Source organism: Poseidonibacter antarcticus (genome assembly GCF_003667345.1).
GTDB classification, from domain to species: Bacteria; Campylobacterota; Campylobacteria; order Campylobacterales; family Arcobacteraceae; genus Poseidonibacter; species Poseidonibacter antarcticus.
The window spans coordinates 1-673 of record NZ_RCWF01000046.1 but is presented as its reverse complement, the minus strand read 5'-3'; the positions used below and the strand labels follow the sequence as shown (position 1 = coordinate 673).

Below are 673 nucleotides of genomic sequence, written 5' to 3'. Positions count from 1 at the left end.
GTTGTAATGATTGGTTAATTGACAGTGGGGCTTCCAAACACATGACTGGGTTTAAGGAATCTTTTGTAAATCTATCTGAACATGAATCACCCCATAAGGTGAAACTTGGGGATGATTATCAATACCCAATCAAAGGAAGTGGTGAAGCCTCCTACAACCTAGATTCTGGAAAATCTTTGAAGATGAAAGAAGTCCTTTATGTACCTGGGCTCAAGAAGAACTTACTCTCCATCTCTGCATTGGATGCAAAAGGTATGAGGGTTGCATTTGTAGATGGCCAAGTCCTAATGTGGCCAAAGGGAAAGACCATAGATGATGCAGTAGTGATTGGAGAGCAAGAGGGAGGTTTGTATAAATTGAAGGGACAACCTGAACATGCCATGGTGCATGAATCCATGGAGCCAAGTGAACTTTGGCATAGAAGGCTTGCACATGTGCACTATAGGGCACTACCACTTGCAAGAAAAGCAGTAGAAGGTCTTCCCAAAATCCAGTCAAAGCATGAAGGTGTTTTCAAAGGATGTGCAAAAGGAAAGAACATTAAGAAGGCATTTCCAAGCAGTGAAAGCAAAGCAAAAGGAATCTTGGAGATTATCCACTACGGTGTATGCAGTCCGATGTCATCCAGTTCTCTGAGTGGGTATGTATACTATGTCTCTTTCATTGATGATTT

Annotated in this window: 1 protein-coding gene; it reads left to right on the top strand. The window is 41.8% G+C overall.

Translation table 11 applies throughout. From position 1 onward, the window contains the following. The coding region (locus tag D9T19_RS14425; protein WP_162984614.1) for a GAG-pre-integrase domain-containing protein at positions 1-673 on the top strand (673 nt) is incomplete at both ends.